25 protein-coding genes are annotated in these 25,640 nt (G+C 75.0%); 16 read left to right on the top strand and 9 right to left on the bottom strand.

What is annotated here, in order from left to right:
- Window positions 1–11 precede the first annotated feature (11 nt).
- From ACFYPD_RS14645 to ACFYPD_RS14615, 7 genes are all read right to left on the bottom strand, one after another.
- On the bottom strand, window positions 12–749 hold the full coding sequence (locus ACFYPD_RS14645; RefSeq protein ID WP_387112995.1) for a nucleotidyltransferase domain-containing protein: 738 nt from the start codon (window positions 747–749) through the stop codon (window positions 12–14).
- A 109-nt stretch (window positions 750–858) separates the two neighbouring features.
- On the bottom strand, window positions 859–1,338 hold the full coding sequence (locus ACFYPD_RS14640) for a nitroreductase family deazaflavin-dependent oxidoreductase (RefSeq protein WP_387112993.1): 480 nt from the start codon (window positions 1,336–1,338) through the stop codon (window positions 859–861).
- Between the two features lie 67 nt (window positions 1,339–1,405).
- Complete coding sequence (locus tag ACFYPD_RS14635; protein WP_387112991.1) at window positions 1,406–4,093, bottom strand: FtsX-like permease family protein; 2,688 nt, start codon at window positions 4,091–4,093, stop codon at window positions 1,406–1,408.
- Window positions 4,090–4,812, bottom strand: coding sequence for an ABC transporter ATP-binding protein (locus ACFYPD_RS14630; protein WP_387112990.1), 723 nt, complete (start codon window positions 4,810–4,812; stop codon window positions 4,090–4,092). Before ACFYPD_RS14630 ends, ACFYPD_RS14635 begins: the two co-directional genes overlap by 4 nt.
- A gap of 17 nt (window positions 4,813–4,829) precedes the next feature.
- Window positions 4,830–5,411, bottom strand: a complete 582-nt coding sequence (locus ACFYPD_RS14625; RefSeq protein ID WP_189193840.1) for a PadR family transcriptional regulator — start codon at window positions 5,409–5,411, stop codon at window positions 4,830–4,832.
- A gap of 70 nt (window positions 5,412–5,481) precedes the next feature.
- Window positions 5,482–5,922, bottom strand: coding sequence for a ferritin-like domain-containing protein (locus tag ACFYPD_RS14620; protein WP_387112988.1), 441 nt, complete (start codon window positions 5,920–5,922; stop codon window positions 5,482–5,484).
- Window positions 5,919–6,368 (bottom strand): hypothetical protein, encoded by a 450-nt coding sequence (locus tag ACFYPD_RS14615; protein ID WP_387113399.1) that lies wholly within the window; start codon window positions 6,366–6,368, stop codon window positions 5,919–5,921. The genes ACFYPD_RS14620 and ACFYPD_RS14615 overlap by 4 nt, the downstream gene beginning before the upstream one ends.
- A 264-nt stretch (window positions 6,369–6,632) precedes the next feature.
- Here ACFYPD_RS14615 and rimP point away from each other — a divergent pair, with 264 nt between their 5' ends.
- The 12 genes from rimP to ACFYPD_RS14555 all read left to right on the top strand — a co-directional run bounded on the left by rimP (window position 6,633) and on the right by ACFYPD_RS14555 (window position 18,218).
- The gene (gene rimP / locus ACFYPD_RS14610) at window positions 6,633–7,289 is read left to right on the top strand and encodes a ribosome maturation factor RimP (protein ID WP_387112986.1); all 657 of its coding nucleotides are present in this window, start codon (window positions 6,633–6,635) and stop codon (window positions 7,287–7,289) included.
- On the top strand, window positions 7,286–8,329 hold the full coding sequence (nusA, locus tag ACFYPD_RS14605; RefSeq protein WP_387112984.1) for a transcription termination factor NusA: 1,044 nt from the start codon (window positions 7,286–7,288) through the stop codon (window positions 8,327–8,329). The genes rimP and nusA overlap by 4 nt, the downstream gene beginning before the upstream one ends.
- Window positions 8,330–8,345: 16 nt before the next feature.
- Window positions 8,346–8,681: a YlxR family protein gene (locus ACFYPD_RS14600; RefSeq protein WP_387112982.1), complete on the top strand. Its 336-nt coding sequence runs from the start codon at window positions 8,346–8,348 to the stop codon at window positions 8,679–8,681.
- A gap of 93 nt (window positions 8,682–8,774) precedes the next feature.
- Entirely contained in the window at window positions 8,775–11,783 is a 3,009-nt protein-coding gene (infB, locus tag ACFYPD_RS14595) for a translation initiation factor IF-2 (protein WP_387112980.1), read from the top strand.
- A gap of 78 nt (window positions 11,784–11,861) precedes the next feature.
- The gene (locus tag ACFYPD_RS14590) at window positions 11,862–12,968 is read left to right on the top strand and encodes a TRM11 family SAM-dependent methyltransferase (protein WP_387112978.1); all 1,107 of its coding nucleotides are present in this window, start codon (window positions 11,862–11,864) and stop codon (window positions 12,966–12,968) included.
- Between the two features lie 34 nt (window positions 12,969–13,002).
- Window positions 13,003–13,296: a DUF503 domain-containing protein gene (locus ACFYPD_RS14585; protein ID WP_387112977.1), complete on the top strand. Its 294-nt coding sequence runs from the start codon at window positions 13,003–13,005 to the stop codon at window positions 13,294–13,296.
- Window positions 13,297–13,492: 196 nt separating this feature from the next.
- Entirely contained in the window at window positions 13,493–13,984 is a 492-nt protein-coding gene (rbfA, locus tag ACFYPD_RS14580) for a 30S ribosome-binding factor RbfA (protein ID WP_387112975.1), read from the top strand.
- Window positions 13,981–15,027: a bifunctional oligoribonuclease/PAP phosphatase NrnA gene (locus ACFYPD_RS14575; protein WP_387112973.1), complete on the top strand. Its 1,047-nt coding sequence runs from the start codon at window positions 13,981–13,983 to the stop codon at window positions 15,025–15,027. The genes rbfA and ACFYPD_RS14575 overlap by 4 nt, the downstream gene beginning before the upstream one ends.
- 82 nt (window positions 15,028–15,109) lie before the next feature.
- Window positions 15,110–15,520, top strand: a complete 411-nt coding sequence (locus ACFYPD_RS14570; RefSeq protein ID WP_387112971.1) for a hypothetical protein — start codon at window positions 15,110–15,112, stop codon at window positions 15,518–15,520.
- Entirely contained in the window at window positions 15,520–15,729 is a 210-nt protein-coding gene (locus ACFYPD_RS14565) for a DUF6186 family protein (protein WP_262287322.1), read from the top strand. The genes ACFYPD_RS14570 and ACFYPD_RS14565 overlap by 1 nt, the downstream gene beginning before the upstream one ends.
- Window positions 15,730–16,242: 513 nt before the next feature.
- Window positions 16,243–16,767 carry an AAA family ATPase gene (locus tag ACFYPD_RS14560; protein WP_387112969.1) on the top strand — a complete coding sequence of 175 codons (525 nt, stop codon included), beginning with the start codon at window positions 16,243–16,245 and terminating at the stop codon, window positions 16,765–16,767.
- Window positions 16,768–16,892: 125 nt separating this feature from the next.
- The gene (locus ACFYPD_RS14555; RefSeq protein ID WP_387112967.1) at window positions 16,893–18,218 is read left to right on the top strand and encodes an MATE family efflux transporter; all 1,326 of its coding nucleotides are present in this window, start codon (window positions 16,893–16,895) and stop codon (window positions 18,216–18,218) included.
- A gap of 58 nt (window positions 18,219–18,276) precedes the next feature.
- Here ACFYPD_RS14555 and ACFYPD_RS14550 read toward each other — a convergent pair whose 3' ends face one another.
- On the bottom strand, window positions 18,277–19,305 hold the full coding sequence (locus ACFYPD_RS14550; protein WP_387112965.1) for a hypothetical protein: 1,029 nt from the start codon (window positions 19,303–19,305) through the stop codon (window positions 18,277–18,279).
- A gap of 183 nt (window positions 19,306–19,488) precedes the next feature.
- Complete coding sequence (locus ACFYPD_RS14545) at window positions 19,489–20,493, bottom strand: hypothetical protein (protein ID WP_387112963.1); 1,005 nt, start codon at window positions 20,491–20,493, stop codon at window positions 19,489–19,491.
- A gap of 111 nt (window positions 20,494–20,604) precedes the next feature.
- Between ACFYPD_RS14545 and truB the strand changes: the two genes are divergently transcribed.
- From truB to ACFYPD_RS14525, 4 genes are all read left to right on the top strand, one after another.
- Window positions 20,605–21,489, top strand: a complete 885-nt coding sequence (gene truB / locus ACFYPD_RS14540; RefSeq protein WP_387112961.1) for a tRNA pseudouridine(55) synthase TruB — start codon at window positions 20,605–20,607, stop codon at window positions 21,487–21,489.
- A 30-nt stretch (window positions 21,490–21,519) separates the two neighbouring features.
- On the top strand, window positions 21,520–22,446 hold the full coding sequence (locus tag ACFYPD_RS14535; RefSeq protein WP_387112959.1) for a bifunctional riboflavin kinase/FAD synthetase: 927 nt from the start codon (window positions 21,520–21,522) through the stop codon (window positions 22,444–22,446).
- Window positions 22,447–22,649: 203 nt separating this feature from the next.
- Complete coding sequence (gene rpsO / locus ACFYPD_RS14530; protein ID WP_067302624.1) at window positions 22,650–22,919, top strand: 30S ribosomal protein S15; 270 nt, start codon at window positions 22,650–22,652, stop codon at window positions 22,917–22,919.
- A gap of 223 nt (window positions 22,920–23,142) precedes the next feature.
- On the top strand, window positions 23,143–25,530 hold the full coding sequence (locus tag ACFYPD_RS14525) for a polyribonucleotide nucleotidyltransferase (RefSeq protein ID WP_387112957.1): 2,388 nt from the start codon (window positions 23,143–23,145) through the stop codon (window positions 25,528–25,530).
- Window positions 25,531–25,640 lie beyond the last annotated feature (110 nt).

Here is a 25,640-nt window from a genome sequence, read left to right as displayed (position 1 = left end):
CCGGCTCCGGCCTAGCCGCCGAGCAGGTCGCTGACCGTGCCGTCGACCGGGCGGCCCCGGGCGGCCAGTTCCTCGGCCTGGCGGGCCAGCACCGTGCCCACCTCGGTCATGTCCGCCCCGGCCAGGCCGGTGCGCCGCACCGCGTCGCCCGGGTCCCGGAAGTAGGTGCGGCTCAGCAGCCCCTGCACGGTGGCCGCGGCCAGCCGGGCCTCCCCGAGCATGAGCAGCGCCGGGTCCGTCTCGTACCACTCGGCCAGCCGCAGCGCCCGGGTGTGCGCCGCGCTGCCCCGGTACCAGGCCTGGCGGGCCGCGGCGGTGAACTCGGCCGGCCGGGCCCGGGCCAGCCGGGCCAGGTGCTCGTCGCGGAGGGTACGCAGCCAGCCGGTCGGGTCGTGCAGGGCGCGGGTGGTGACGTACCGGTCGGCGGTGAGCGGCCAGAGCGCGGTGATCGCCGTGGCCTGCCGCAGGTAGTCGTCGGCCCCGGCCACCGTGAGGTCGACCAGCACGCCGTCCACCCGGCGGGTGGCCGGCGACGGCCCGCCGCCCGGCCGGTAGGTGGCCACCAGCAGCCCCACCTCGCCGTTGCCGCCGCCGTCGTCGTCCCCGTGCGCGAGCGGGCCGTGCACCGCCACGGCGAGGACGTCCGCCGGGAACCGGCGCAGCACCGCGTCACTCACCCGCTCGGCGACCCGCCACCGGGGATCGTCCAGGTAGCGGTCGGTGTCCAGATCGGCGCCGCCGGCGTCCACGGTCCACCTCCGTTCCGCGCGCGGCCCGCCCGGCGGCGGTCCGGCGCGCGTCGACCGACCACCACCCTAGCCAGCCGGACCGGCCCCGCCGGCTCGCCGCGCCCGACGGTCAGGCGGCCGGCTCGCCCGCCGGGACCAGCCGGAACACCCGGATCTCCCGGCCGCCGGCGCGCTCCACGTACGTGCGGTAGGCGGGCCACTCGTCGACCAGCCGGGTGAACAGCCGCTCCCGCTCCGCGCCGCTGACCGGCTCGGCGCGCACCGGGATCCGGCGGCCCTTGACGTCGACCTCGGCGGCCGGCTGGGCGAGCAGGTTCAGCGACCAGGCGGGCTGGTGCTGCTGCCCCCAGTTCGAACCGATCACCACGAAGGCGTCGCCGTCCGGCACGTAGAGCAGGGGGTTGCTGCGCGGCTTGCCAGAGCGGCGGCCGGTGGTGGTGAGGACCAGCGAGGGCACCAGCCCGAAGGCGACCACCCGCCCCTTCGTGAGCCGGCCGACCAGCCGGTCGGCGGGGACGAACAGGCGCATGGTGGCGGCGAACCACTTCTGGTGACCGAGACGGCGGGTGAGGGACTGCACGGCGGACACCCGCTCAGTGTGCCGCCCGCGTTCCGCCCGCGACACCCCCCGACCGGCCGGACCGGATCGAGCGCCGTCAGTCCAGCCGGCGCTCGACCGGCAGGCGGGACCGGGTGAGCAGGGCCGCCCCGACCATGGCCACCAGCGGCACCACCACCAGCACGGTCAGCGTCGAGAAGGGCACCACCAGCGGGTACGGCGGCTCCACCGGCCAGGACTGCGCGTACCGGCGGTTGAGCGAGACCAGGACGATGGCCGCCGAGCCGAGGCCGGCGACGATGCCGAGCACCGACCCCAGCACCGCGATCACCCCGGCCTGGCAGAGCGACAGCACCCGGCGTACCCGGGGATCGGCGCCGACCGCGGCGAGGGTGGACAGGTCCCGGCGGCCCTCGGCGGCGGCGAGGCCGGTGGCCACCGCGGCCGCGCCCAGGGTGATCACGCCGGAGGCGCCGGCCAGCAGGAGCAGCAGCGGGCGCTGGTCGGACGGCGGCCCGGCCGTAGCCACCTGGACCGCCAGCGGGGCGACCCCGGTCAGCTCGGCGGCCAACCGGTCCCGCTGGCGGGTCGTGGGCGCGTCGGCGGTGTCGACCAGATAGCCCAGCGGAGCGGCCACCAGGCCGAGCGTGGCGGCCGCCGCCGGGGAGACCACCAGCCGGTCCACCGGGAGGCCACCGCGCAGCGCGTACCCGGGCAGCGTGCCCGCGGCCGTCGGGGCGCCGGAGCCGTGGCTGACCTCCACCCGCACGCGGCCGTCCACCACCTGCCCGGGATCGGTGACCACCACCCCACCCGCGCGCAGGGTCCGGCGGGCCGCCGCCACCTCCTGGGCCGGGGCACCGGTGAGCGCGGGCAGCGCGGTCCCGTCGTCCACGAGGGCCGGCAGGTAGAGGTCGCTCGGTTCGCGGAACGGCCGGACGCAGCGCGGGTCGGTCCGCGCCGAGGCGGGCCCGAGGTCGATGGGGTCGTAGGGGCAGCGCTGCTCGGGCGGGCGCACCGCGCTGGCGACGCAGTAGTCCTCCGGATCCGCCGGCCGGGCGCACTGCGGGGCGGCGAGCGGAACGACCGTGGCACCCGGCAGCACCGCCCGGACCGGCTCCGCCACCTCGCCGGCCGATGGCAGCGCGCCGGTGGCCGGCCCGTCGGTGCGCTGCAGCAGCACGTGCCCCGGGGGCAGGCCGGGCTGCCAGGCGGCCCGCTGCCGGGCGTCGTCGCTGGCCACGTAGACGCCGAGCGCCACGCTGCCGGCCACCGCCGCCATCACCGCGGAGATGGCCGGCGCCGCCGACGAGCGGTTGCGGCTCGCGTCGCGCAGCGCCAGCCGGGGCGTCAGCGGCAGCAGCCGGCCGGTCCGGGCCAGCAGCCCGATCAGCGTCGGGGTGCAGAAGACCAGCCCCAGCTCGCCCAGGACCACCCCGGCCAGCACCCCGGTCGGGGTGGTCCGGGTGGCGCCGTACGCGGCCAGGGCGGTGCCGGCCACGGTGAGCAGCACCCCGAGCACCAGCCAGCGGCGACCCGGCGGCGGCGGCTCCCGCCGGCCGGCCAGCCCGGCCACCACGTCCTGCCGGGCCGCCGCCCAGGCCGGGGCGAGCGCGGCCAGCACGCCCGCCAGCACCGCCACCGCCACGATCGCCACCAGCGCCGCGGGGAAGACCCGGTACGCCCCGAAGCGCGCCTGCAGCACGTACTGCTCGACCAGCGGGCGGCCGGCGAACGCGGCGCCGACGCCGAGCAGCAGCCCGACGGCCGCCCCGCCGGCGCCGAGCACCACCCCGTCGGCGAGCACGATCCGGCGCAGGTGCGTGGCGTCCCCGCCGGCCACCGCGACCAGGGCGAGGTCCCGCCGCCGGCGGCGTACGCCGACCGCGAAGGCCGGGCCGACCAGCAGCACCACCTCCAGCAGGCCGAGCCCGCCGACCAGCACCGTGTTGCCGGCCTCCTCGGCGTCGGGCAGGTTCGGACCGGTGGCCATCTCGTCCCGTCCGGGCAGCGGGGTTCGGGCGGTCACCAGGATCCCCCGGGCGTTCAGCCGGTCGGCCAGCGTCCCGTCCACCGGCCCGGGCAGGTCCACCAGCCAGTTCTCGTCCATCACGCCGGGCGGACCGGGCGGGATCTCCGGCCGGAGCGCGACCACCTCCCGCAGGCTGTCCGGGAACTCCACCACCCCGACCACCCGGTAGGTCGTGCCGTCGACGGTCCGCACCGGCTCGTCGAGCCGGGCGCCCAGCCGGCGCAGCGCCTTCGGGCTCATCGCGATCTCGTCGGGCCGGGTCGGCCGCCGGCCCTCGCGCAGGGTGGCCAGCGGGCGGGCGAGCGGGTCGGTCAGGTCGACGGCGCGGGCGTCGAACGACACGGTCTTCCCGTCGACCCGTACGTCGAACGGCACCCAGCGGCGCAGCCGGGTGAGCCGGGTGCCGGCGGGCAGCAGCGCCCGCAGTTCGTCGGCCGTCACCGGGTGGGCCCGGGCCACCGGGTCCCCCTCGACCGGCCAGGAACCCTCCCCCCAGGCGTCCTGGGTGATCGGGTTCACGTCGATCCAGCGCAGCTCCGCGTCGGCGGCGCCGAGTTCCCGGTCCATCCGCTCCGCCCGGGTCAGCTCGGCCATGTCGTAGCTCACCGCGGCGAAGCTCAGCCCGAGCACCGGCAGCGCGATCATCACCAGCACCAGCGCGGTACGCCGGCGCGCCCGGCGCGCCTCCCGCCGGGCGATCCGCAGCGCGGTACGCCACGACCCGAGCGTGGCGGCGAGCCGGCCCCGGTTCACCGACCGCTGCCGCTGAGCAGGTGCTCCACGCCGACCAGCGGGGCCGTCGAGTCCACCAGCACCCCGTCGCGGAGGAACACCACCCGGTCCGCCCAGCCGGCGTGCCGCGCCTCGTGGGTGACCAGCACCCCGGCCGCGCCGGCGTCCACCCGGCGGCGCAGCAGGTGCAGCACCGCCTCGCCGGCCTGCGAGTCGAGCGCGCCCGTGGGCTCGTCGGCGAGGACCAGGCGGCGCTCGCCGACGAGGGCGCGGGCGATCGCCACCCGCTGCTGCTGGCCGCCGGACATCTGGTCGGGGAACCGGTCGGCCAGCCCGGCCACGTCCACCTCGGCGAGCGCGGCCAGGGCCTGCCGGCGGGCCGCCCGGACGCCGGCGCCGTCCAGTTCGAGGGGGAGCGCCACGTTCTCCGCGGCGGTGAGGCTGCCGAGCAGGTTCAGATCCTGGAAGACGTAGCCGATCCGGCGGCGGCGCAGCCGGGCCAGGTCGCGGGCCCGCAGGCCGCCGAGGGACTCGCCCTCGACCACCACCTCCCCGCCGGTCGGGCGGTCCAGCCCGCCGGCCAGTGCGAGCAGGGTGGACTTGCCGGAGCCGGAGGGGCCCATCACCGCCACCAGCTCGCCGGCCGCCACGCTGAGGCTCACCCCGCGCAGCGCGTGCACGGCCGCCTCGCCGGCGCCGTGGGTCCGGTGCACCGCCCGCAGTTCCAGCACACCGCTCATGCGTTCACCTCCTGGCGTCACCGCCGGGCCTCCTCGTCGGCCCGGTCCACCGCCTCCGGGTGGGTGACCGGCCGGCTCGGCGCCGGGCGGTGGCGGACCAGGCTGGTCTCGCAGTGGTCGAGCCAGCGGACCTCGGCCTCGGCCTGGAAGATCATCGCGTCCAGCACCAGGCGCCAGGGCAGATCCTCCGGCTTGTCACTGGCGTACTTCAACCGGGTGAACTCCTGCAAGGCTCGCATGGTGGCGCTGCGCTGGGTCTGCACCACCGCGCGGACGTCCACGCCGGGGGTGGTGAGGGCCAGGGCCAGCTTGATCGACAGCTCGTCCCGGGGCCGGTCGGCCCGGCTGATCGGGGTGGCGAACCAGAGCGCCAGGTCCGCCCGCCCGGCGTCGGTGATCTCGTACGGCCGCTGCCCGGCCTCGCTCTCCGGCAACGAGCGGACCAGGCCGTCGCGCTCCAGCCGGGCCAGGGTGGTGTACACCTGCCCGATGTTCAGCGGCCAGGTCGACCCGGTCGACTCCTCGAACGCGGAGCGGAGCTGGTAGCCGTACATCTGGCCGCGCTCGAGGAGGGCGAGCAGGCCGTGGCGGATGGACATGGCGTGGAGTATGCATACCTGGTATGCGGTCCGCAACCGCAGGGTTCCGCCGGGTGACCAGGGCCTCCGCTCAGGTCTGGCGGCCGGGGAACGGAACGGTGACCGGGGTCACCCCGGCGGTGCGCCGCCAGCGGGTGGCCCGCAGCGCGCAGTCGGTGAGCGCCGCGAGGGCCTTGTTCCGGTCCGCCCCGGTCGTGTGGGGCAGCGCCGCCCGCCAGTGGCCGGCGGTCCGCTCCTCGATCTCGACGGCCAGCTTGAGCGCGCTCGCCCGGTCGGTCACCGGGTAGGGCAGCGCGTAACCGGCCCGGTCGGCGGGGACCTGACCGCCGCCGGAGCTGAGCTGGAGGATGAGGGCGTCCCGGCGGGACCGGTGGGCCGCCTCGGCGGCGCGGGCGGCGGAGCGGGCCGCCTCGGTCAGGTGCACGCCGATCACCCCGTACGCCCAGATCGCCGCGTACTCGGCGGCGAGCGCGTCGCCGAGGGCCTGGGCCGGGCCGCTGGTCGGGTTCACTTCAACGCCTCCAGGTGGGTCGCCCGGGCCGCCGCGATCGACCCGAGCAGCGCGGCCCGCTCGGCGGGCGCGGCGGCGCACGCCTTCGCGGCGTTGTCCCGCCCCTCCTGCTCGGCCTGCCGCAGCTCGGTCCGGACGGTGTCCGGGTCGGCCGCGTCCCCGGACGGGCTGGCGGCGGGGCTGCCGGACGGCGCCGGCCGCCCGATGACCTTGCGTAACTCCTCGGCGTGCGCCCGGTGGGCGTCGGCGATGGGGGTGAGCCGCTCGGCCAGCGCCGGGACGGCGGTGGCGGCGGCCCGGTAGCGGGCCTCCAGCGCGCTGGCCTCGGCCGCGAGCGGCTCCAGCGGATCGGGGGGCCGGGATTCGTCGTCGCGGTCGAAAAGATCACAGCCGGTCAGCGGTACGGCCGCGCCGCCGAGCGCCACCAGCGCCCCGGCGCGCAGCAGCGCCCGCCGGGAATGCCCCGGTGCGCCCTGATCTGGTGTCGTTCTGCCCGTCGCCACCGGACAAGTCAACACCATCTCCGTGGTCCTGTGGGCCAGTGGCGTCGGTGCGCCGCCGGGGCCGTCGCCCGGCCCGCGCGTTACGCTCTGCGCAGCCACCGGGCGCGGACGCCCCGGTGGCGTGCCGGCATGGCGGGCCGACCGGTCCGCCCGAGCAGTGACACGACGGGCCCCCGGGCCCGTGGCAACAGCAGAGAGGTGCGCCGAATGACGCAGCGTGGCCGTGCCACCCGGCCGACGGGGCCCTCCGGGCGCCCCCGCCGGTCCGACGGCCCCCGTGGCGGGGACCGGGGCGGCGCACCCCGCGGCGACCTGAACGCGCGCCGGGCCCGGCTCCGCGAGGTGATCGAGCCGGTGATCACCGCCGCCGGCTACGACCTGGAGGACCTCTCCGTGTCCCGCGCCGGCCGCCGGCACGTGGTCCGGGTGATCGTGGACGCCGACGGCGGGATCAACCTGGACGCCGTCGCGGACGTCTCGCGGGCGGTCTCGGCGGCGCTGGACGCCGCCGAGGAGGCCGGCGGGGACATCGTGGCCGGCGAATACCAGCTTGAGGTCAGCTCGCCCGGCGTGGACCGCCCGCTCACCCTGCCCCGGCACTGGCGGCGCAACGCCGGCCGGCTGGTCAAGGTGACCGTCCACGGCCCGGAGGGGGACCGGCAGGTCACCGGCCGGATCGCCGCGGCCGACGACGAGCGCGTGGCGCTGGAGACCGACGCCGGCCGTGCGGAGCACCCGTACGCCGAGCTCGGACCCGGCCGGGTCCAGGTGGAGTTCACCCGCCTGGACGAGGTGACCGACGAGGACTTCGGTGACGACACCGACATCGACGACGACGAAGATCTGGAGGACGAGGAGAGGTGAACATCGACCTCGCGGCGCTGCGCGCACTCGAGCGCGAGCGGGAAATCCCGTTCGACACGATCCTCGCGGCGATCGAGACCGCGCTGCTGACCGCCTACCGGCACACCGACGGCGCCGAGCCGCACGCCCGGGTGGAGATCGACCGCAAGACCGGGGCCGCCTCGGTGTACGCCCAGGAGGTGGACGCCGACGGCAGCGTGGTCCGGGAGTGGGACGACACCCCGCACGACTTCGGCCGGATCGCGGCCATGACCGCCAAGCAGGTGATCCTCCAGCGGCTGCGGGAGGCCACCGACGAGGTGCACTTCGGCGAGTACGTCGGCCGCGACGGCGACCTGGTCACCGGCGTGGTGCAGGCGCACGAGGCGCGGGCCGAGAAGGGCATCGTCAGCGTCGACCTGGGCAAGCTGGAGGGCGTCCTGCCCCAGTCTGAGCAGGTCCCCGGCGAGCGGTACGCGCACGGCGAGCGGATCCGCTGCGTCGTGGTGCACGTCGCCAAGGGCATGCGCGGCCCGCAGATCACCCTGTCCCGGTCGCACCCGGCCCTGGTGAAGAAGCTCTTCGCCCTGGAGGTGCCGGAGATCGCCGACGGCACCGTGGAGATCGGCGCCATCGCGCGTGAGGCAGGTCACCGCACGAAGATCGCGGTGCGCTCGACGGCCCAGGGGGTCAACGCCAAGGGGGCCTGCATCGGCCCGATGGGCCAGCGGGTCCGCGCGGTGATGAGCGAGCTGCACGGCGAGAAGATCGACATCATCGACTGGTCGGACGACCCGGCCACCTTCGTCGGCAACGCGCTCTCGCCGGCCAAGGCGCTGCGGGTGGAGGTGGTCGATCTGGCCAGCCGGACCGCCCGGGTGACCGTCCCGGACTTCCAGCTCTCGCTGGCGATCGGGCGGGAAGGGCAGAATGCCCGGCTCGCTGCCCGGTTGACCGGTTGGCGGATCGACATCCGCTCCGACGCGGAGCAGAGCGGCACGGCCGGCCGGGGCGGAGCTGATCACGTTCCCGAGGCGGGCGGCGCGATCTCGAGCAGCTAGGGGTAGACTTCCTCCAGTGGCACGACGCGCGCTGCCGGAGCGCACCTGTGTGGGCTGCCGGAAGCGAGCGCCGGCCAGCGAGTTGCTGCGAATCGTCGCGATCGGTGACGAGGCTGGTCATTACAGCCTCCGGCCTGATCCGGCTCGCAGACTGCCGGGTCGGGGAGCGAACATGCACCCGGATCCGGCCTGCTTCGCGCAGGCGGTGCGGCGCCGCGCCTTCGGGCGGGCACTGCGCATCACCGGGGTCCTCGACCACGGTGCGCTCGCGGAGCACGTTGACGCGCAAACCCCGACGACCGGTCAGCCCGACCGGCCGAGGGTCGCTAGCAAGGTAGGACGACCGACATGAGCACACGATGAAGTCCCTGAAATGACCAGGCTTCAAGTGCAGGAGTGAGGTCGCTGCGGGTGCTGCCCGCACGACCTCGGAGTGAGGAGTGCAGTGGCAGGAAAGGCCCGCGTACACGAGCTTGCCAAGGAGCTCGGGGTCGAGAGTAAGACCGTTCTCGCCAAGCTCAAGGAGATGGGCGAGTTCGTCAAGTCCGCGTCCAGCACCGTCGAGGCGCCCGTCGCCCGACGGCTGCGTGGCGCATTCGTCGCGTCCGCCGGTGGTTCCTCGGCGCCGGCCGCCCCGTCGGCGGCCGCCCCGAGCCCGGCAACGACCCCGACGCCGTCCCCGACCCCGGGCGCCCCCCGGGTCTCGGCCAGGCCGATGCCGCCGCGGCGGCCGGCCGCGCCGACCCCTGGACCGAAGCCCAAGGGCCCGGTCCCCGGCCCGCCGCAGCCGGCGACTCCGGTCGCCAAGCCGGCGAGCGCGCACGACATCGAGGTGGCGGCCGCCGAGGCGCGCGCCGCCGCCCTCAAGGCTGAGCAGGAGGCTGCGGTCAAGGCCGCGCAGGCCGCCCGCCAGCAGCAGCGGGAGAACGTCCGCCGCGAGCCCCCGACCGAGGGTGGTCCCCGTCCGGGTCCGCGTCCGGGTCCGAACGCGGCGCCGCCGCGTCCGGGTGCCCCGGCCGCCGGTCGTCCCGGTGGTCCGACCCCGGGCCCGGGTGCCCGGCCGGGCGGTCGTCCGCCGGCGCGCGGCGCCGGCAACAACCCGTTCGGTATCCAGGGTGGCCAGCAGCGGCCCCCGGCCGCCGGTGGCGGTCCCCGGCCGAGCCCGGCGGGCATGCCGCCGCGGCCCAGCCCGGCCTCCATGCCGCCCCGGCCCAGCCCGGCCTCCATGCCGAGCCAGCGGCCGACCACGGGTCGCCCCGGCGGTCCCGGTGGCGGTCGTGGCGGACCCGGCGGTGGCGGCGCGGGTCGTCCCGGTGGCGGCGGCGGTGGCTTCCGCGGCGGTCCCGGTGGCGGCGGTGCCGGCGGCGGTGGTTACCGCGGCGGTCCCGGTGGCGGCGGTGCCGGCGGCGGTGGTTACCGCGGCGGTCCCGGTGGCGGCGGTGGCGCTCCCGGTGGCGGTTTCCGCCCGGGTGCCCCGGCCGGCGGCGGTGGTCGTCCGGGTGGTGGCGGTCGTGGCCGTGGCGGTGGCGCCGCGGGTGCCTTCGGGCGTCCGGGTGGCCGGCCGACCCGTGGTCGCAAGTCGAAGAAGCAGCGCAGACAGGAGTTCGACAACCTGTCGGCCCCGACCATGTCCTCGGGTGCCCCCCGGGGTCAGGGTCAGGTCGTCCGGTTGTCCCGTGGCGCCTCGCTGTCGGACTTCGCCGACAAGATCAACGCCAACCCGGGTTCGCTGGTCCAGGAGATGTTCAACCTGGGCGAGATGGTGACCGCGACCCAGTCCTGCTCCGACGAAACCCTGCTGCTGCTGGGTGAGCACCTCGGCTTCGACGTGCAGATCGTCAGCCCGGAGGACGAGGACCGCGAGCTGCTCGCGCAGTTCAACATCGACCTCGACGCCGAGGTCGCGGCGGAGCGCCTGGTCAGCCGTGCACCGGTGGTGACCGTCATGGGTCACGTCGACCACGGTAAGACCAAGCTGCTCGACGCGATCCGCAAGGCGAACGTCGTGGCCGGCGAGGCGGGTGGCATCACCCAGCACATCGGTGCCTACCAGGTCCACGTCCCGCACGAGGGCGAGGACCGCGCGGTGACCTTCATCGACACCCCGGGTCACGAGGCGTTCACCGCCATGCGTGCCCGTGGTGCCCAGGTGACGGACATCGTGATCCTGGTGGTGGCGGCTGACGACGGCGTCATGCCGCAGACCATCGAGGCGCTCAACCACGCCAAGGCGGCGGACGTGCCGATCGTGGTCGCGGTCAACAAGGTCGACAAGCCGGAGGCGAACCCGGACAAGGTCCGCCAGCAGCTGACCGAGTACGGCCTGGTCGCCGAGGAGTACGGCGGCGACACCATGTTCGTCAACGTGGCGGCCAAGCCCGGCATCGGCATCGAGGAGCTTCTCGAGGCCGTGCTGCTGACCGCCGACGCGTCGCTGGAGCTGACCGCTCCGATCGACGGGCCGGCGCAGGGTGTCGCCATCGAGGCGCACCTGGACAAGGGCCGTGGTGCGGTGGCCACCGTGCTGGTGCAGAAGGGCACCCTGCGGGCCGGCGACTCGATCGTCGCCGGTGGGGCGCACGGCCGGGTCCGGGCCATGCTGGACGAGAACGGCAAGCCGGTCGACGAGGCCGGGCCGGCGCGTCCGGTCATGGTGCTGGGTCTGACCACGGTGCCGGGTGCGGGTGACACCTTCCTGGCCGCCGAGGACGACCGGACCGTGCGGCAGATCGCCGAGCAGCGGCAGGCACGGCGGCGGGCGGCGTCCTTCGCCAACTCCCGTGGCCGGGCCACTCTCGAGACGCTCATGGAGCAGCTCAAGGAGGGCGAGAAGACCTCGCTCAACCTGGTGCTCAAGGGCGACGTCTCCGGTTCCGTGGAGGCCCTCGAGGATGCGCTGTTCAACCTCGACATCCCGGAGGAGGTCCAGCTTCGGATCATCCACCGGGGCGTGGGTGCGATCACCGAGAGCGACGTCATGCTCGCGAGCGCCTCGTCCGAGGCGGTCACGATCATCGGCTTCAACGTGCGGGCCGCCAACAAGGTCCGCGAGATCGCCGACCGCGAGGGCGTGGAGATCCGTTACTACACGGTCATCTACCAGGCCATCGAGGAGATCGACGCCGCGCTCAAGGGTCTGCTCAAGCCGGAGTACGAGGAGGTCGAGCTGGGCACCGCGGAGATCCGCGACGTCTTCCGCTCGTCCAAGATCGGCAACATCTCCGGCTGTATCGTCCGGTCCGGCCTCATCCGCCGCAATGCCAAGGCGCGGCTGCTGCGGGACGGGGCGGTCGTGGCGGACAACCTCACGATCAGCTCCCTCAAGCGGTTCAAGGACGACGCGACCGAGGTCCGCGAAGGCTTCGAGTGTGGTCTGACGCTGGGCGGTTTCAACAACGTCCAGGTCGGCGACATCATCGAGACCTTCGAGATGCGGGAGAAGCCGCGCGCCTGAGCGGTGTGAACGACGGAGACGGCCGGGGCCTGCGGGTCCCGGCCGTCGCCGTATCCGCAGGCTGCGACAATCTCCGGCGTGCTCAGGTACGCACTGCTCCTCGCCCCCTCCGCCAACCGCGTCTACGCCGACGCCGCCGGCCGGCTGGCCCGCGCCGAGCTGACCGTGTTCGCCGGGTCCGGGGTGCTCGACGTGGCGCCGTTCGACGCCGCGGTGGAGCGGATCGGCGGGGTGGAGTACCTGACCTTCTCAATCCCGGCGCCCGGCCCCGGCGTCCGGGACCTGGCTCACCTGGCCAACCTGTCGGCGGCGTACGCGCTCTTCGAGCGGGTGGGCGACGACCTGCTCCGGCCGGTGCCGCTGCACCCCCTGGCCCGGTACGACTCCGACCTCGTCACCATCCCCAAGTACGCCGGCAAGACCAACGAGCAGTTCACCCGGCTGCTGCTCAACGTCACCCTGCTGGCGTCGGCCTCGGCGCCCCGGATGCTGGACGGGCCGGTCGTGGTGCTCGACCCGCTGTGCGGCCGGGGGACCACCCTCAACCAGGCCCTCATGTACGGCTACGACGGCATCGGCGTGGAACACGACGGCAAGGACGTGGACGCGTACGCGGCGTTCCTGCGTACCTGGCTGCGCCGCAAGCGGCTCAAGCACACCGCCGAGACGGTGCCGGTGCGGCGGGACCGCCGGCTCGTGGCCCGGCGCTTCGAGGCGGTCGTCGCGCCGTCCCGGGACGAGCACCGGACCGGGGCGACCCAGCGGGTCACCGTGCTGCACACCGACACCACCCGGGCCCGCGAGGTGCTCCGGCCCCGGTGTGCCGACGTGATCGTCACCGACGCCCCGTACGGGGTGGCGCACGGCAGCCGTACCGACACGGGCCTGTCCCGCAGCCCGCTGGACCTGCTCACCGCCGCCGTGCCGGTCTGGCGGGAGCTGCTGCGCCCGGGCGGGGCGCTGGGGCTGTCCTGGAACACCCGCGTGGCCCCGCGGGCCGCCGCCGAGGCGGCGCTGGCCGACGCCGGCCTGCGGGTGGTGGACGGGCCCGGCTGGCGGGACCTGGCGCACCGGGTCGACCAGGCGATCGAGCGGGACGTGCTGGTGGCGGTGGCGAACGACGACTCCGGCTCGGCGCGTCTGACGCCGTGCGGCGACCTGGAGCCGTCGGCCGAAAACGGGTGACCGCAGCGGTGCTCCTGCCGTACCGTTGCTCGCCGTGTACACCGGAACCGCGCAATTCGACCTGTTGCTCCCCGGGGATTCCCGGTCCCTGAAGGCCAAGCGGTCGTACGTCCGGCCGATCGTCGCGGCGCTGCGCCGGTTCGAGGTGTCCGCCGCCGAGGTGGGGGCGCTCGACCTGCACGGGCGTACGCAGATCGGGGTGGCCGTGGTGGCCGCCGAGCCGGCGCACGTCCGCGAGGTGCTCGACTCCTGCGAGCGGCTGGTGGCCGCCCGGCCGGAGGTCGAGCTGCTGTCGGTCCACCGCAGCCTGCACGGCGAGGAGGACTGACCGCGCTGCTCGTCGCCCGCACCGGCGGCCCTGCGCGGGGGCGGCGATCGCGCGGGTAGTGTTCGGGATGTTCAGCGGTCGGACCCGGCGGCGCCCGCGCCGTCGTCTCCGGCCGACGGCTTCAGGTCGTGGCGCGGCGTCAGACGCGCCGAGCTGGAGTCGTCGTAGGAAGCAGGAAGCCCTGGAGGTGGGGGACATGACGGATCCGGCCAAGGTTCGCCGGCACGCGGAGCGCATCCGTGAACTGGTCGCGTCGGTGGTGCGGAGCCAGATCAAGGACCCCCGGCTCGGCATGATCACCATCACCGACGCCCGGATCACCGCCGACCTGCGCGACGCCACCGTCTTCTACACGGTGCTCGGCGACGCGGCGGCCCAGGCCAGCACGGCCGCCGCCCTGGAGAGCGCCAAGGGCTTGCTGCGCAGCACCGTGGGCAAGGCGCTCGGGCTGCGTCACTCGCCGACCCTGACCTTCGTCCTCGACGACGTGCAGGACCAGGTCAAGCACATCGACGACCTGCTCGCGGCGGCCCGCAACGCGGACGCCGAGGTGCAGCGCCTGGCCGCCAGGGCCGAGTACGCGGGCGAGGCCCAGCCGTACCGGGTCGAGGACGAGGACGAGGACGACGAGAACGCCGAGGTCGAGGAGACCCAGGACGAGGAGCCGCGCGGCGGCGACCTCCGGTGACCGGTTCCGCCGAGGGTGGCCCGCCGGCCGGCGCCGGCCCGACCGACACCGACTGGGCGGCCGCGGTCGCGGCGGTACGCGGGCTCCCCGCCACGGCGCGGGTGCTGCTCATCTGCCACGTCAACCCGGACGGGGACGCGCTGGGCAGCATGCTCGGCTTCGGGCTGGGCCTGCGCCGGCTCGGCGTACGGCAGCTCCAGGCGACCTTCCCCGGGCCGCCGGAGGTGCCCGAGCCGTTCCGCTGGCTGCCCGGGTCCGACCTGCTGGTGGCGCAGGACGACGCGTACCCGGATCCGGACCTGGTCATCTGCTTCGACGTGGCGAGCGAGTCGCGCCTGGGCGACCTGGTCGACCGCCTGGACAAGGCGGGCACGGCGCTGGTGCTGGACCACCACGCCTCGAACACCGGGTTCGGCGGCATCCACCTGGTGGACCCGCACGCGGCGGCCACTTCCGTGGTCGCGCTGGGGCTGCTGGACCGGCTCGGGGTGACGCTGGACGCGGAGATCGCGGCCGGCCTATACGTGGCGCTGAGCACCGACACCGGCTCGTTCCGCTTCGAGGCCACCACACCGGCCGTGCACGAGATGGCGGCCCGGCTGCTGGCCACCGGGATCCGGCCGGGGGAGATCTCCCGCAAGATCTTCGACACCCGGCCGTTCGGCGCGGTCCGCCTCTTCGGCGAGGTGGTGGGCCGGGCCCGGCTGGAGCCGGCGGCCGCCGCCGGGCACGGGCTGGTCTGGACCTACGCCACCCGCGAGGACCTGGCCCGCCACGACCAGCCGGCGTACGTGCTGGAGGCCCTGATCGACTCGGTGCGCTGCACCGCCGAGGCGGACGTGAGCTGCGTGGTCAAGCAGGCCGGCGACGCCGAGTGGGCCGTCTCGCTGCGCAGCAAGGGCGCGGTGGACGTGAGCCGGGTGGCGATGGCGCTCGGGGGCGGCGGGCACCGGTTCGCCGCCGGGTTCACGGGGCGGGGCACGGTCGACGAGGTGGTCGAGCGCATCCGCACCGAATTGCCCGGCGCCCTGCTGCGGGGCTGACCCACCCCGACGACGGGAACCGGGGGTGACTCCGGGGCGCGCCGGTCTTCCGGCGTTCCGTGACGCTGGGGACAATCGGGTGATGGATCACCCCCGTGAGCTCACCGTCGAGGCGCCCCGGGCCTGGGACCGTCCGGTCGTCTCCGTGCCGGTGCTGATCTGCCTCTCCCTGGTCGGCGGGCAGTTGCCGTCCTTCTCCGCCGCGGCCAACCTCTACACCCTGGGCACCGGCGGGGCGTTGATCTGGGTCGGCCTGAGCAACCGGGTGCCGCCCCGGCGGCCGGCGCCGCGACGGCTGCCGGCCGGCGCGCTCTGGTGGCTGCTGCCGGTCACCGTTTTCGGCGTCCTGGAGGGCGCGACCTTCGTGCTGTCGGTGGGGGACGAGTTCCCCACGTTCTCCCGGCTGGCCGACCCGATGCTGGAGGACCAGGTGGCCCGCTCGGCGGCCTGGTTCGCCTGGCTGACCGCGTTCTGGGGGCTGGTCCGCCGATGATGCGCACCGTGGCGATCGGCGGCTTCCTGGCCGCGCTGCTGCTCTTCGCGGCCGTCGAGTGGGCCGCCCGGCGGGAGGGCTCGCGCATCCCGTCCCTGGCCGACGTCTGCGCCTTCGTGATGCGCTACGAGGTCGGGCCCGTGCCGGTCGGGCGGATCGGCCTGTTCGGCTTCTGGTGGTGGCTGGGCTGGCACTTCCTGGCCCGCTGAGGCCCGCCGCCGGCCCCGTTTCCTTCTGTCCGCATCGCGGGAACAGTGGGCAGCATGTGGAAAGTGAACGTTAATTTGGGTGAGGGCCGGTGCTTCGGCGCTGGTCACGGGGCGGTGGTGCCACACCCGGTGCCGCCTCCCTCCAGGGTCAGACCGACCCGGGCACACGCTGCCAGCGAGCCGCTCCGGTGATCCCGGACCGCGCTGCCGGCGCTCAGCAGGCCGACGGCTCCACGCCGCGGCGCGGCGGACGTCGCGCCGAGCGGGAACGTCGGGCGCCCCGTAGGGCCGCCGCGTCGGTGGTCCGCACCCTGGAAGGGAACTCCCATGGCGACCAAGCGCAAGCCGCAGACCGAGAACACGACCGACGAGGCGCGCGAGCAGATGCGCCGCGCTCTGCAGACCTCGATGGACACCCGTCAGTGACGGTGGCCGCCCGGCGGTGACGCCGCATCCACGACGTCACCGCCGCTCCGGTCGCTTCTCCGCCCCGCACGGCGCTACCGTCACCGGGTGCGCCGGATCCTGATCGTCGGCAGCGCGGGCGCCGGCAAGAGCACGCTCGCCCGGGAGGTCGCCCGCCGGCTCGACCTGCCGCTGATCCACCTCGACCGGCACTACTGGCGGCCCGGCTGGGTGCCCGCCGGGGAGGCCGACTTCCGGGCCGAGGTCGCCGCGTTCGCCGCCGGGCCGGCCTGGGTGATGGACGGCAACTACGGCGGCACTCTCGATCTCCGCCTGCCCCGCGCCGACCTCCTGGTGCTCTGCGACCCGCCCCGGCTGCGCTGCCTCGTCCGGGTGCTGCGCCGTCGCTGGGCCCACCGGGCCACGCCCCGGCCCGACCTGCCGGAGGGCTGCCCCGAGCAGATCGACCTCCCGTTCCTCCGCTACATCTGGGACTACCCCCGTCGCTCGCGCCCCCGGGTCTTCGCCGCCCTCCGCGCGACCGCCCCGACCCTCCCGGTGGTCCACCTCCGCACCCGCCGCCAGATCCGCCACTGGCTGGCCACTCTCCCCGCCCCGCCTCATCGATCGTGAGGTTGACGGCGGTCTGGATCTCCGAAACCGCCGGCAACTTCATGATCAACGCCGGAGTGCGGTGGGACTGGTAAGTGATGGTCGGGGTTGCGTTCCTTACTGGGGGCGTGCCAGGATCGGCGGCGATGAGTCAGACCGTCGCCTCCGCCGCCCCGTCCGCCACGGCTGGGCGGATCGCCGCGCTCGCCCTGCCGGCGCTGGTGGTCCTCGCGGCAGAGCCGCTCTACGTCCTCGTTGACACGGCGGTCGTCGGGCACCTGGGGCGGGTCCCGCTCGCCGCGCTCGCCATCGGCGGCACCGTGCTGACACTGACGGCCTGGCTCGGCACCGTCGTGGCGTACGGGACCACGGGGCGCGCGGCCCGGCGGTTCGGCTCGGGGGACCGGGGCTCGGCGGTGGCCGAGGGCGTCCAGGCGTCCTGGCTCGCCCTCGGCGTCGGCGTGCTGGTGGCGCTCGCCATGCAGGTCGGTGGCGGGTGGTTGGCGCGTACCCTCGCCGGCGGCACCGGCGACGTGGCCGACGCCGCCGCGACCTGGCTGCGGATCGCGGCGCTCGGCGCGCCCGGCCTGCTGCTGGCGGCGGCCGGCAACGGCTGGCTGCGCGGCATCCAGGACACCCGCCGGCCGCTGCTCTTCGTGCTCGGCCCCAACCTGCTGTCCGCGCTGCTCTGCCCGCTGCTGGTCTACCCGGCCGGGCTCGGACTGGCCGGCTCGGCCGTGGCGAACGTGGTGGCGCAGACCATCTCCGGCGGCCTCTTCGCGGCGGCCCTGGTCCGCGAGCGGGTCCCGCTGCGCCCCCGGCCCCGGCTGATCGGCCAGCAGTTGACGCTCAGCCGGGACCTGCTCATCCGGGGCGTCGCCTTCCAGGCCAGCTTCCTGTCCGCGACCGCCGTGGCCGCCCGCTTCGGTGCCGCCGCGGTCGGCGCGCACCAGATCGCCGTACAGCTCTGGTTCTTCACCGCCCTGGTGCTGGACGCCCTCGCGATCGCCGCGCAGTCCCTGATCGGCGCGGCGCTCGGCGCCGGCGACGCCGCCGCGGCGCGCGCCCTCGCCCGGCGGATAGCCCTGCTCGGCGGCCTCTGCGGCGTGGCGTTCGCGGTGCTCATCGCCGCCGGCGCCGGCCTGGTGCCGTCGTGGTTCAGCTCCGATCCGCAGGTACGCGACCAGGCCATGGTCGCCTGGCCCTGGTTCGTCGCGCTCCAGCCGATCGGCGGCGTGGTGTTCGCCCTGGACGGGGTGCTGATCGGCGCGGGGGACGTCCGTTACCTGCGCAACCTGACCATCGTGGCGGCGCTGGGTGGTTTCCTGCCGGCCATCTGGCTGGCCTACGGGCTCAACCTCGGGCTGGGCGGGATCTGGGCCGGGCTGACCCTGTTCGTGGCGCTGCGGCTGGTCGCCCTGCTGCTGCGGCTGCGCTCCGGCGGCTGGGCGGTGGTCGGCGCCGTCCGCTGACCGCCGCCACCAGCCTTCGAGCCGTCGCGCCGCCCCGCCGCCCCGTTTTTGGGACGGTTCAGCAGGTGTCCGGGAGGTCCAGCGTCGCGGCCGGGTCGAAGACCGTGTCCGGGTCCGGGCCGTCCGGGCCGCCGAAGCCGCGCGTGCCCAGGCCGAGCAGGCCCTTGTCGAAGGCCGCGCAGTCGACGTTGGCGGCGTACGAGTTCGCGTCCTCGATCCACAGCCCGTTCGAGCCGCGCTTGACGTCGTCGGGATGCGGCATGCTCCAGACCACCGTGTCGTGCACGACGACCAGCCCGTCGCCCGTCGCGGTGCTGCTGGTCTGGAAGGCGTACGACCAGACGAAGTTGGTGGTCACCGCCAGGATTCGGACGCCGTCGGCGTCCTTGGTGGCCCGGTAGCTGATCCGACCCTTCACCCTGGGCTGGTCGGCGGTGAGCCGGGCGCCGGGCGCCAGCCGGGTGGCGTAAGCGGCGAAGGTGTCGGATGCGAAGCTCTTGCGCAGGTCGGCGCGGGCGTCCCGGGCGAACTGCCGGATCAGCGGCTCCGGGTCGTCCGTGGTCATGAACCGGCGGTCCAGCCGCGCGGTCACCAGGACCGTCCGGACCTTCGCCAGCGCGGCCGCCACCTGCTTCTCGGTGAACGGGCCGGTCCGCTTCGCGGTCGGCAGGGCGATCCCCGCCTGCCCCTGCGGGAACCCGGCGGCCGGGGTGCCGTCGAAGGGGCTGGACGCCCGGGGTGGTGCGGCGGACGTGGCGACCGGTGCGGCGGACGTGGCGGCCGGCGCGCCGGTCGGCGGGCCGAACGTCGGGTACACCACCGGCCGCCCGCCCGCGGACGGCATCGACACCAGGACGGCCCCGCCGACCACCCCGACGAAGGCGAGCAGCAGCAGCGCCGTCGCGCCGGTCAGCAGCGAGCCGGAGTGCCGGCTCAGCCAGCCCCGCAGCCCGTCGCCGCGGCTCGGATCGGCCGCGCCGGGCGGCGGCTGGCGCGGCCACTCCGGCGCCGTCGGCGGTCCGGGCCGTTGGCCGGGCGTCGGGGCGGAGTGGCGCGGCGGTGCGGAGTCCGGCCGATCGTCGGTCATCGCGGCCCCCGGTCAGGAGTGGGCGAGTTGTCAGTGAGTGTCCCACCTTGTCGCTCAGCGCGGTACCCCCCAGCCGGACCGCAACCGGTGCGGCGGGTGATCGGTCATCTCGGTTCCCTGGTGTCACGGGGGCGGGGACCGGCGGCGCGCTGGCGCCGCCGGCCGGGAGCCGGACGTGCCGGGTCAACAGGTGTCGGGGATGTCCAGCGAGCGGTCGGGGTCGTACAGGGAATCGCGGTCCGGCGTCGGGGTGGCGACCGGCTTCCCGTCGCCCCCCTTGCCGACGTCGAGGAGCCCCTTGTGGAAGGCCGCGCAATCGACGTTCGAGGCGTACGAGCGCATGTCCGTGAGCCAGAGACCGTTGTCCCGGGACCGGACGTCGTCCGGGTGGGGCACCTCCCAGACCAGGGTGTCGTGCACGACCACCACCCCGTCGCCGGGCACGGCCCGGGGGCCGTGGAAGGCGTACGCCCAGACGAAGTTGGTGGTCACCCGGAGCACTCGGATTCCCTGGTCGTCGCGGGTCGCCCGGTAGGTGACCCGGCCCTTCACCCGGGGCTGGTCGGGCAGCAGCCGGGCGCCGGGCGCGAGCCGGGTCGCCAGGCTGACGACGCTCGCGTCGCTGAGGTCCTCGCGGAGGTGGGGGCGGGCGTCGGGGGCGAACTGCCGCACCAGACGCTCCCGGTCCTTCGCCGTCATGAAGGCGCGGTCGAGCCGGGCGGTCACCAGGGCGGTCCGGATCTTCGTGAGCGTGGCGGACACCTGTTTCGCGGTGAAGCCGCCGGTCGCCTTCGCCGGGGGCAGCGTGATCCCGGCCGCGCCCTCCGGGAAGGCGCCCGCAGGGGTGCCGTCGAACGGGCCGGCGGTCGGGGGCGGTGACGCCGCGGTGGTCGCCTGAATGCCGGCGGGCGGGCTTACCGTCGGGTACGCCCGGGGCGGGTCGGCCGGGCGCCGGACGTACCGGTATCCGGCCGCGCCGAGGTACGCCAGCAGCGCGAGCACCAGCACCGCGCCGACACCGAGGCGCAGTCCGTGGGCGTGCCGGCCGAGCCAGATGCGCAGCCGGGCGGCCGGGCCGACGCGGATCTCCCGCTCCAGTTGGCGTACCCAGTCCGGGATCTCCTCGGGGCCGCCCCCCGAGGGGCGGTCGAGCCGTGGTGGCTCCGGGGTGAAGTCGTCGCTGCTCATCGTGCTTCCCGGGCAGGAGTGGGGCGAGGGGCGCATGATCTTGACGCCCGGGTCGATCAGGGCGGTATCCCCCGCAGGGCCGATCACCGTCGTCTGGCAGGCTTGGCGGTCGTGAGCGCAGACGGTCTGATCGTGGTCGACAAGCCCGGCGGCATGACGTCGCACGACGTGGTGGCCCGGATCCGGCGGCTGGCCCGGACCCGACGCGTGGGGCACGGCGGCACGCTGGACCCGATGGCCACCGGCGTGCTGGTGATCGGTGTGGGCCGGGCCACCCGGCTGCTCACCTACGTGATCGGCGCCGGCAAGAGCTACACCGCGACGATTCGGCTGGGCCAGGCGACGGTCACCGACGACGCGGAGGGCGACGTGATCGCCAGCACCCCGGCCGGCACGGTGACCGACGAGGCGGTCCGCGGCGCGCTCGCCGCGCTCACCGGCGAGGTCGACCAGGTGCCCAGCGCGGTCAGCGCCATCAAGATCGACGGGCAGCGGGCGTACAAGCGGGTGCGCGAGGGGGAGAGCGTCGAGCTGCCGGCCCGCCGGGTGACCATCTCCCGGCTGGACGTGCTGGCGATCCGCCGGGACACCCCGGACGTGGTGGACGTGGACGTGGACGTCACCTGCTCGTCCGGGACGTACATCCGGGCCATCGCCCGGGACGCGGGCCTCGCGCTCGGGGTCGGCGGCCACCTCACCGCGCTGCGCCGCACCGCGGTCGGCGGGTTCGCCCTGGCCGAGGCGGCCACCCTCGACGTGCTGGAGCAGCGCGCGCCGGACGTGGTGAACCTGCCGCTGGACGCGGCCGCCGACCGGTTCTTCCCGCGTCGGGACGCCACGCCCGAGGAGTCCAAGGTGCTCTCCCACGGTGGGCCGCTGGACCCGGCCGGCATCGCCGGGCCGTACGCGGTCTTCGGCCCGGACGGCGGGCTGATCGCTATCGTCAGCGAGCGGGACGGGCGTGCCCGCGCGGAGATCGTGCTGGCCCCCGCCTGACGGCGCGTGGGCGGACAGGGGAGGAGCGGCATGCAGCGGTGGCGGGGGTACGAGGCGGCGCCCGGCGGCTGGGGACGGTCGGTGGTCACCATCGGCGTCTTCGACGGCGTGCACAAGGGCCATCAGGCCACCATCGGCCACGCCGTGGCGCGCGCCCGCGAGCTGGGCGTCAAGTCGGTGGTGGTGACCTTCGACCCGCACCCGGCCGAGGTGGTGCGCCCCGGCTCGCACCCGGCCGTGCTCACCGAGCCGGCCCGCAAGGCCGAACTGATCGAGGCGCTCGGCGTCGACGTGCTCTGCGTCGTGCCGTTCACCCAAGAGTTCTCCCGGCTGCCGGCCGAGGCGTTCGTGCACGACATCCTGGTCGAGCACCTGCACGCCGCGCTGGTGGTGGTCGGCGACAACTTCCGGTTCGGGCACAAGGCGGCCGGCGACGTGGCGCTGCTGGAGCGGCTGGGCCGCACCTTCGGCTTCGGGGTGGAGGGCGCCCCGCTGGTTGCCGAGGCGGGCACGGTCTTCTCCTCCACGTACATCCGCTCCTGCGTCGACGCGGGCGACGTGGTCGCGGCGGCCGCCGCGCTGGGCCGCCCGCACCGGGTCGAGGGCGTGGTGGTCCGCGGTGACCAGCGCGGGCGCGAGCTGGGCTACCCGACCGCCAACCTGCTGACCCACCGGTACGCGGCGGTCCCCGCCGACGGGGTGTACGCGGCCCGGCTGGTGCGCCGGGGCGGGGAGCCCCTCACGGCCGCGGTCTCCATCGGCACCAACCCGACCTTCTCCGGCCGGGAGCGCCGGGTGGAGGCGTACGCGCTGGACTTCACCGGCGACCTCTACGGCGAGCGGCTGGCCCTGGACTTCGTGGCGCACCTGCGGGAACAACGGACGTACGACGCGATCGAGCCGCTGGTGGCCCAGATCGCCGAGGACGTCGAGCGGACCCGGCGGGCGGTCGGCTGAGCGTGTCGGCGCCGGCCGGCGAGCCGCTTCGTGGCCCTTCACCGGGCGGTTCCCGGCGGGGCTGGTAGTCTGGCAGGGACGTCGGCTGACCGACGTGGGGCCTCGCGTGCCTGCACGACGCCGCGGGTGCGAGGAACCGGTCCGTTTCCCGGTCACTCCGACCGATCCGGACCTCATCTACCGTTCCACGAAACAGGGAGAACATGGCGCTCGACCAGGAAGCCAAGGCCAAGATCCGCTCGGAGTACGCGACCGCCGAGGGCGACACCGGTTCGCCGGAGGTCCAGGTCGCGGTCCTCACCAAGCGGATCGCTGAGCTCACCGAGCACCTGAAGGTGCACAAGCACGACCACCACAGCCGCCGCGGGCTGCTGCTGCTGGTCGGCCGTCGCCGCCGGCTGCTCAACTACGTCCAGAAGAAGGACATCAACCGCTACCGGTCGCTCATCGAGCGGCTCGGCCTGCGCCGATGACGTGACGGGGGAGTGGCCACTCGGCCGCTCCCCCGTTCCGGTACCACCAGAAGAACCCGGCCACGCGACCGACCGAGAGGGAACCGGTCAGCGCACCGGTCTCCGGTAGTGGCCCCCGGGAACCCCGGCATCAAGCCGGCCACCCGGGCGCTTCGATCGAAGACCGGCCGCCTGAGCAGTTCCCCGTGTCGTGGGCCGACGACGCGAAGGAGCACCACAGCACATGACCGAGACCAACCTCGGCACCGAATCCCGCACCGCCGTGATCGACAACGGGTCCTTCGGCACCCGCGAGATCACCTTCTCCACCGGCCGGCTGGCTCGCCAGGCCGCCGGCTCCGTCATCGCCCAGCTCGGCGAGACGGTCGTCCTCTCCGCCACCACCGCCGGCAAGCAGCCCCGGGAGCAGTTCGACTTCTTCCCGCTGACCGTCGACGTCGAGGAGCGGATGTACGCCGCGGGCCGGATCCCCGGCTCGTTCTTCCGCCGCGAGGGCCGGCCCAGCGAGGACGCCATCCTCACCTGCCGGCTGATCGACCGGCCGCTGCGCCCGTCGTTCGTCAAGGGCCTGCGCAACGAGGTCCAGGTCGTCGAGACCGTGCTGGCGCTCGACCCGCAGCACCCGTACGACGTGGTGGCCATCAACGCCGCCTCCATGTCGACCAAGCTCTCCGGCCTGCCGTTCTCCGGCCCGATCGGCGCGACCCGGGTCGCGCACGTCGACGGCCAGTGGGTCGCCTTCCCGACCCTGGAGGAGCTGGCCCGGGCCACCTTCGACATGGTCGTGGCCGGCCGGGCGCTGGCCGACGGCGACGTCGCGATCATGATGGTCGAGGCCGAGGCGACGCCGAACGCCGTGGCCCTGATCTCGGGCGGCGCGACCGCCCCGACCGAGGAGATCGTGGCCAGCGGCCTGGAGGCCGCCAAGCCGGCGATCCGCGAGCTGTGCCGCGCGCAGAGCGAGCTGGCCGAGGTGGCCGCCAAGCCGGTCGCCGAGTTCCCGGTCTTCCTGGACTACCAGGACGACGTCTACCAGGCGGTGGCCGATCTGGTCCGCGCCGAGGTCGCCGAGGCCCTCAAGATCGCCGGCAAGGCGGATCGCGAGGAGGCTCTGGACCGGATCAAGGCCAAGGTCGCCGAGCAGCTCGGCGGTCGGTTCGAGGGCCGCGAGAAGGAGCTCTCCGCCGCCTTCCGGTCGCTGACCAAGTCCGAGGTCCGCAACCGGGTGCTGCGCGAGCAGGTCCGCATCGACGGCCGCGGCCCGCGCGACATCCGCCCGCTGACCGCCGAGGTCGGCGTGCTGCCGCGGGTGCACGGCTCGGCGCTGTTCGAGCGGGGCGAGACCCAGATCCTGGGCGTCACCACGCTGAACATGCTGCGCATGGAGCAGATGGTGGACACGCTGTCCCCGGAGAACCGCAAGCGCTACATGCACAACTACAACTTCCCGCCGTACTCGACCGGTGAGACCGGCCGGGTCGGTTCGCCGAAGCGGCGCGAGATCGGTCACGGTGCTCTCGCCGAGCGGGCGCTGATCCCGGTGCTGCCGTCGCGCGAGGAGTTCCCGTACGCGATCCGGCAGGTCTCCGAGGCGCTCGGCTCCAACGGCTCCACCTCGATGGGCTCGGTCTGCGCCTCGACGCTGGGCCTGCTCTCGGCCGGTGTGCCGCTGAAGGCGCCGGTCGCCGGCATCGCCATGGGCCTCATCTCCGACGAGGTGGACGGCAAGACCCAGTACGTGACGCTGACCGACATCCTCGGTGCCGAGGACGCGTTCGGCGACATGGACTTCAAGGTCGCCGGCACCCGGGAGTTCGTCACCGCGCTGCAGCTCGACACCAAGCTCGACGGCATCCCGTCGGACGTGCTGGCCGCCGCGCTGCAGCAGGCGAACGAGGCCCGGCAGACCATCCTCGACGTGATGCAGCGGGCCATCGAGGCCCCGGCCGAGATGTCGGAGTACGCGCCGCGGGTCACCACGGTGAAGATCCCGGTCGACAAGATCGGCATGGTGATCGGCCCCAAGGGCCAGACCATCAACGCCATCCAGGACGAGACCGGCGCCGAGATCTCCATCGAGGACGACGGCACCATCTACGTCGGCGCCACCAACGGCCCGTCCGCCCAGGCGGCGGTGGACCGGATCAACGGCATCGCCAACCCGACCCTGCCGAAGGTGGGGGAGCGGTTCCTCGGCACGGTGGTGAAGACCGCCGCGTTCGGTGCCTTCATCTCGCTCCTGCCGGGCCGCGACGGCCTGCTGCACATCTCCAAGGTGGGCGACGGCAAGCGGGTCGAGAAGGTCGAGGACTTCCTCAACGTCGGCGACCGGGTCGAGGTGGAGATCGCGGACATCGACGCCCGCGGGAAGATCTACCTGGACAAGATCCGTCCGGAGGGCGCCGAGGCGCCGGCCGCCGGCGAGGCCGCCAGCGGCGGCGAGCGGCCGGGCGGCCGGGACCGCGGCGGCGACCGTGGCCCGCGCGACCGTGGCGACCGTGAGCGCGGCGACCGCGACCGCGGCGGCCGGGGTCCGGAGCGCGGCGAGGGCGGCGAGGGCGGCGAGGGCGGCGGCGACGGCCGCCCGCGGCGCCGCACCCGGCACAGCTGATCCACCCACCGGCCGGGGGGCGCCCCCCCCCCGCCCCCCCCCCGGGCGGGGCCCCCCCCCCCCCCCCCCCCCGCCCCCCCACCGGACGGCTGGGCCCCCCCACCCCCCAC

Origin of the sequence: Micromonospora sp. NPDC005299, assembly GCF_042872345.1 — a bacterium.
GTDB lineage: Bacteria > Actinomycetota > Actinomycetes > Mycobacteriales > Micromonosporaceae > Micromonospora.
This window is presented reverse-complemented; position numbering and strand designations above follow the sequence as displayed.